Source organism: Roseateles sp. P5_E11 (genome assembly GCF_054049355.1).
Genome location: NZ_JBFUMO010000353.1, coordinates 1 through 6,169, shown reverse-complemented (window position 1 = coordinate 6,169; position 6,169 = coordinate 1). Strand labels below are relative to the sequence as shown.

Here is a 6,169-nt window from a genome sequence, read left to right as displayed (position 1 = left end):
GACCAGGGTGGTGAGGCTTTTGGCCGGCAGCGTCAGGCTCAGGCGCCCGGCCGTGGCGGACAAGGCCGCCTGCCGCTCGAAACGGGCGGTGGCGGTCGTGACATAGGGCGTCCAGCTGCTGTCCGCGCGGCCGGCCAAGGCCAGGTCCAGGGTTTGCGGCTGGCTGCCGTCGTTGATCAGCACCAGTACGGCGCGCGGGCTGGCGGCGCCGGCCGGCGAGGCGTAGGCCGACAGCCTCACGCCCGGCAGCGGCTGGGCGGTGGCCTCGACGCGCTGCAGCCCGGGGCGGATGAAGTAGGCGTAGTGCTTGAGCCCCAGGCCAAAGTGGTTGGGCCGGTTGGCGGCGTCGATGAGGCCGGTGGGCTGGGCGTCGTTGGCGTTCACCAGCCACCAGTGCACGTAGGCGTTGTACTGGCCGAGGGTGAAGCCCTCGTGCACCTCGCGCGCGATGGCCAGGGCGTCGTCGATGCCGGTGGCCCAGGCCGTGGCCGTGCCGGACTTGTTGACCGAATCCAGGAAGTGCTCGGTCATCCACACGGGACGGCCCTGTGCGCCCTCGGCCGCCTGCGGCACGCCGCCGTAGAGATGGCCGCCGAGGACGCCGATGCGCGCGGCCACGGCGGGGTCGGCCAGCAGAGCCTCGGTGGTGGCGGGGGAAAAGTTCAGCGACTCGGGCGCCATCAGCAGCGTCTTCGTGCCGGCCACGGCCGCCGCGCCGTGGTTGGCGATCCAGGCCTTGAGCTCGTCGGCATTCCACAGGCAGGACTCGTAGTCGGCCGGGTCCCAGTCGGGCTCGTTCTGCGGCGAGACCGCGTAGAGGCTGACGCCGCGGCTCGTGGCGTAGCGCAGGTAGGCGTTCAGGTACTCGGCATAGGCGGCGTAGGCGGCCGGGTCCAGCCGCCCGCTCCACAGCGGGTCGCGCCGCTCGGGATTGGCGAGCTTCATCGAGGCGGGCGGCGTCCAGGCGGATGCGAACACCAGGGCTCCGCGCGCCTGGGCAGCGACGGCATTGCCCATCTCGGCGCTCCAGGCGCCGGTGTCGGCGGTCCGGGCGGTGGCGTCCCAGGCCGCGGGGGCGATGCGCAGGCGCAGGATGCTCAGGCCGAGGGCGTCATCGCCCTGGGTGCCGAACAGCACGTCCGCGCGGGCGGCGGCCATGGGCGTGTAGTACCAGGCCGCCGAGCCGCCGAAGCCCTGGATGGTCTGGCGCGCCGCGCCGAAGTCAACGCTCGCGGTGGCTGCCGCGGGCTTGACGCTCAGCAGGGTCTGCACCCAGCCGGGCTCGTAGTGGGCCGTGTCCTGCGGCAAGAAGCGGGCGCGCAGCACAGTGCTGCCCGGTGTGGCGCTGGCCTGGCTCAGCGGCCGGCCGTCCAGCAGGCTGAACGAGGCCGGGTCGGCCGTGCCTTGCACGCCGTAGAGGGCGCGGGGTGCAGTGCCCAGGGCAGCGGCCGTCACGGCGGCGCCCTGCACGACGACGGCCCCGGGTGCATCCCAGCGCAGCGCCGGTCGGGCCTTGTCGACCCGCAGCGGGCGGCTGAGCGTGACGCTGCGGTAGCGGGTCGCGTCCTGGGGCGTGAAGACCAGGCTAAGCGTCTGGCTGCCCACCTCGGGCCGGCTGCCGGTGGCCGGCGTGTAGGCATAGCTGCCCGCCACGCTGGCCTTGGCATTGAGCTGGGCGGCGCTGAGCGTGGTGCCCCAGGTGATGGCGGCTGGTTCGGGCCAGATCAGCTCGGGCGTCAGCAGGGCCGGCGTGCTGGCCGGGGGCTGTTCGGCGGCACCGCCCCCACCGCCGCCGCATCCGGCGAGCAAGGCGAGGAGCAGGGCGGCGAAGGCGGTGGTGGGGCGCATGCGCAGGACTTGGTGCTGATGAGAGCAGATCAGTTGTCTGAGCGCTTCAGTGTCGGCGATGCATGGCGCGAAGCCGCCCGCCTGGCAGTGACGCTCAGCTGAACTCGGTCCGCAGCGCGCCATACAGGCGCTGGAAGCGCTCAAAACGCGGGTGCAGTTCGGCGGCCAGCGCGGCATCGGGCTCGGCCACGCGGGCGATCTCGGGCGTGCGGCAGACCTCGTCGACGCTGCCGCCACAGGCCAGCCAAGCCAGGCGCGCCGCACCGAGCGCGCCGCCGGCTTCGGCACCCACGCCATTGACGAGGCGGATGTTCAGCAGCGAGGCGAGCAACTTCGCCCACCACTCGCTGCGCGCGCCGCCGCCCACCAGCCACAGCGACTCGGCCTTGCCGCCGCCGGCCTGCAAGGCCTGCCAGCCGTCCAGCAGGCCAAAGCCCACGCCTTCGAGCACCGCGTAGCCGAGGGCCGCGGCATCGTGCTCATGCGCGAGGCCGAAGAACACGCCCTGCKCATTCGCGTTGTTGTGCGGTGTGCGTTCGCCGCTCAGGTACGGCAGGAAGAGGGGCGCGCGTTCACGCTGGGCCGGTGTGAGCTGGGCGACCTTGGCGATCAGTTCGGCCTCGCTCGATTCCTTGAGCAGCAGCGTCACCCAGCGCAGCGCACTCGCCGCGCTGAGCATGACGCTCATCTGGTGCCAGGTGTTCGGCAGCGCATGGCAGAAAGCATGCACTGCACGCGCCGGGTTGGGGCTGAAGGCCTCGTTGCACAGGAAGATGACGCCCGAGGTGCCGAGAGACAGAAAGCCCTGGCCTGGCTTGACGACGCCCATGCCGACGGCGCTGGCCGCGTTGTCGCCACCACCGCCCGCAATCGGGATGCCCGCGCGCAGGCCCCAGCGTTCGGCCAACTCGTGCTTCAAGCCAGCGCTCGGGTCGCTGCCTTCCACCAGCCGCGGCATGTGGCTCTCGTTCAGCCCCGTCAGCGCCAGCGCCTCGGGCGACCAGCGGCGGCGAGCGACGTCCAGCCACAGCGTGCCGGCGGCGTCACTCATCTCGCTCACAAAGGAGCCGCTCAAGCAAAGGCGCAACCAGTCCTTGGGCAGCAGCACCTTGGCCACGCGGGCGAACAGCTCGGGTTCGTGCTGGCGCATCCAGGCGAGCTTCGGCGCCGTGAAGCCCGGCATCGCCAGGTTGCCGGTGATGGCCGGCAGCTCGGGGCAGGCGGCCATCATCTCGGCGCATTGCGCGGCGCTGCGGCCGTCGTTCCACAGGATGGCCGGCCGCAGCACGCGGTCGGCGTCGTCCAGCGTGACGGCCCCATGCATCTGTCCCGACAGGCCGATGCCGCGCACCCTTGCGAGGGCGGATGCGTGGCTCTGGCCGAGTTGCGCCATGCCTTGATCGAGCGCGGCCCACCAGGCAGCGGGGTCCTGCTCGCTCCACAGCGGCTGCGGACGCTGCACGGTCAGCGCGACGCCGGTGGTCGCGACGATGTGGTGCTGCTCGTCCAGCAGCAGCAGTTTCAGCTCGGAGGTGCCGAGGTCGATGCCGAGAAACATGCTTAAACGAAAGCGTTGACGACGTTCTCCAGGCGCTCCTGGCGGCCTGAGCGAGCGACCGGCGAGATGCCTTGCGCGTGAACTACGGCAGCGAGCTCGTCAAGGCTGGCGCCCGCCTGGATCTTCTGGCCCAGCTCGCCGTTCCAGCCCGCATAGCGATCGCCCACGGCCTTCTCCAGCTGACCGCTCTCGTACAGCGCCGCCGCGCTCAGGAAGGCGCGGGCCATGGTGTCCATGCCGCCGATATGGCCTTCGAGCTGGTCAGTCGGGTCGATGGACTGGCGGCGCACCTTGGCGTCGAAGTTGGTGCCGCCGGTCGTGAAGCCGCCCGCGCGGATGATCTCCAGCATGGCCKGCACCAGAGCCGCGTGGTTGTTGGGGAACTGGTCGGTGTCCCAGCCCAGCTGCTCGTCGCCGCGGTTGGCGTCGATGGAGCCGAAGATGCCCAGGGCGCAGGCAGTGGCGACTTCATGCTCGAAGCTGTGACCGGCCAGCGTGGCGTGGTTCACCTCCAGATTGACCTTGACCTCGTTCTCCAGGCCATAGGTCTTCAGGAAGCCGTAGACCGTGGCGCTGTCGTAGTCGTACTGGTGCTTGGTGGGTTCCTGCGGCTTGGGCTCGATCAGGATGGCGCCCTTGAAGCCGATCTTGTGCTTGTGCTCGACGACGGCGCTGAGGAAGCGGCCGTACTGCGCCAGCTCGCGCTTGAGGTCGGTGTTCAGCAAGGTCTCGTAGCCTTCACGGCCGCCCCACAGCACGTAGTTCTGGCCGCCCAGGCGATTCGTCCACTCGAGCACGTGCTTCACTTGCGCTGCGGCGTAGGCGAAGACCTCGGGGTCGGGGTTGGTGGCCGCGCCGCTCATGAAGCGCGGGTTGGAAAACAGGTTGGCCGTGCCCCAGAGCAGGCCGATCTTCTGGTCCTGCATCTTCTTGGCGGCGGCTTCGAGCAGGCCGTCGAGGATGCGGTTGGACTCAGCCAGCGTCGCGCCTTCGGGGGCCACGTCGCGGTCATGGAAACACCAGTAGGGCAGGCCGAGCTTGCCGAAGAGGTCGAAGGCGGCATCCAGTTTGATCTTGGCGGCCGCGACGGCGTCAGCCTCGGCGAACCAGTTGCGTTGATGGGCGGTGGCGCCCAGGCCGAAGATGTCCTCGCCCTTCCAGCAGAAGTTGTGCCAGTAGCAGACGGCCGGTCGCAGGTGCTCGGCCAGCGTCTTGCCCATCACGACGCGCTTGGCGTCATACCAGTGGTAGGCCAGCGGGTTGGTGGACTGGGGGCCTTCGTAGGGGACGGTGGGGAGGTCGGAATAGGCGGTGCTCATGGCGGGTCCTTACTGCGGGATCAGGGAAGGGTGGTGAAAGAGGTCAGGCGGTGGCCGGTACGGCATTGGCCGGGCCGTCGTCATCAGGGCCGGCACCGGCCTTCTGGCGGCGCTGGGCCAGCTCGTCGGCCATCGTCAGCGTGGTCTGCTTGGTCAGCTTGTTGGCGAGCATGCAGACTGTGCAGGCCGCAAACAGCAGGCCGACAAAGATGCTGGACATGAAGCGGTAGCCCTCAATGGCATTGGGCGCCGAAGCTTGCTGGGTGTCGTAGCCGAAGAAGCCGGCCAGGATCCACAGCAGGGCCGCCGAACCGATGGCCAGGCCTGCCTTCAGCGAGAAGCCGATGGTGGCGAAGACCATGCCGGTGAAGCGCCGGCCGGTCTGCCACTCTGAGTAGTCCGCCGCGTCGGCATACATGGCCCACATGACGGCGCAGGTCGGCGCATAGACGACGGAGCCCAGGAAGGCCAGGCCCACCATGCCCCAGGTAGCGGTGGGCGGCAGCAGGTAGAGGGCGGAGGCAGTCAGCGTCGACAGYGCGAAGCAGGTGATGGCGACCGTGCGTTTGCCGAAGCGCGCGGACAGGCCCACCGACAGCATGATGACGACGATGGTGGTGCCTGTGCCCACCATGTTGACGATGCTGTTGAACACGTCGGCCGTGTTGGACTGGGCCAGGCCGTCGCGCGTGCCGTGCACGATGTAGCCCAGGCTGTCGGCCAGGCTGCCAGTGCCTGCCGCGTCGGGCGTCGTCAGGCCCAGGGCTGCAACGAAGTCGAACATGGCGGCCTTGTCGGCGTAGTGGTGGTAGTAGTTGTAGTGGGCGCCGCCGCGCAGCGCCAGCAGCGCAAAGTGGAAGAGCGTGTAGGCCACCAGCGCGATCCACGGGCCGTTCTTCAGCAGGTCGCTGAAATCCTGCCTGGGCGAGGACTTGGCCTGCGCGATGGGCTTGATGCGCTCCTTGGTCGTGAAGAAGGTGACCATGAAGAGCAGCAGGCAGGCCGCGGCCCAGATCGTCATCGTGACCTGCCAGCCGTGGGCGCGGTCGGCGCCTTGCGCGAACTTGGCCACCAGCGGCAGCGTGAAGCCGCCGACGACGAACTGCGCGACGTTGACCGACACGAAGCGGTAGGAGTTGAGCTTGGTGCGCTCGTTCAGGTCCGCCGTCATGACGCCGCCCAGGGCCGAGTAGGGCATGTTGTTCATCGAGTACAGCGTCATCAGCAGCGTGTTGGTGATGCCCGCATAGGCCACCACCATGCCGGTGCTCCAGCCCCAGGCCGGGTCGGGTGACGTGTAGGCCAGCACCATGACGACGGCCCAGGGCACCGAGGTCCACAGCACCCAGGGGCGGAACTTGCCCCAGCGCGTCTCGGTGCGGTCGGCCAGCACGCCCATGACGGGGTCGAAGATGGCATCCCACAGCCGCGGCCACAGCAGGAT

3 protein-coding genes and 1 pseudogene are annotated in these 6,169 nt (G+C 69.6%); all 4 read right to left on the bottom strand.

Features of this window, described 5'->3' with window-relative positions; all coding sequences use genetic code 11:
* A pseudogene (locus tag ACXJKR_RS21635) lies at nucleotides 1-1,848 on the bottom strand (hypothetical protein); the annotation flags it as partial.
* Between the two features lie 94 nt (nucleotides 1,849-1,942).
* Nucleotides 1,943-3,406 carry a xylulokinase gene (gene xylB / locus ACXJKR_RS21630; protein ID WP_457324575.1) on the bottom strand — a complete coding sequence of 488 codons (1,464 nt, stop codon included), beginning with the start codon at nucleotides 3,404-3,406 and terminating at the stop codon, nucleotides 1,943-1,945.
* Between the two features lie 2 nt (nucleotides 3,407-3,408).
* Nucleotides 3,409-4,725, bottom strand: coding sequence for a xylose isomerase (xylA, locus tag ACXJKR_RS21625; protein WP_457324574.1), 1,317 nt, complete (start codon nucleotides 4,723-4,725; stop codon nucleotides 3,409-3,411).
* Nucleotides 4,726-4,768: 43 nt separating this feature from the next.
* Nucleotides 4,769-6,169: MFS transporter (locus tag ACXJKR_RS21620; protein ID WP_457324573.1), on the bottom strand; the 1,401-nt coding region annotated here is incomplete at its 5' end.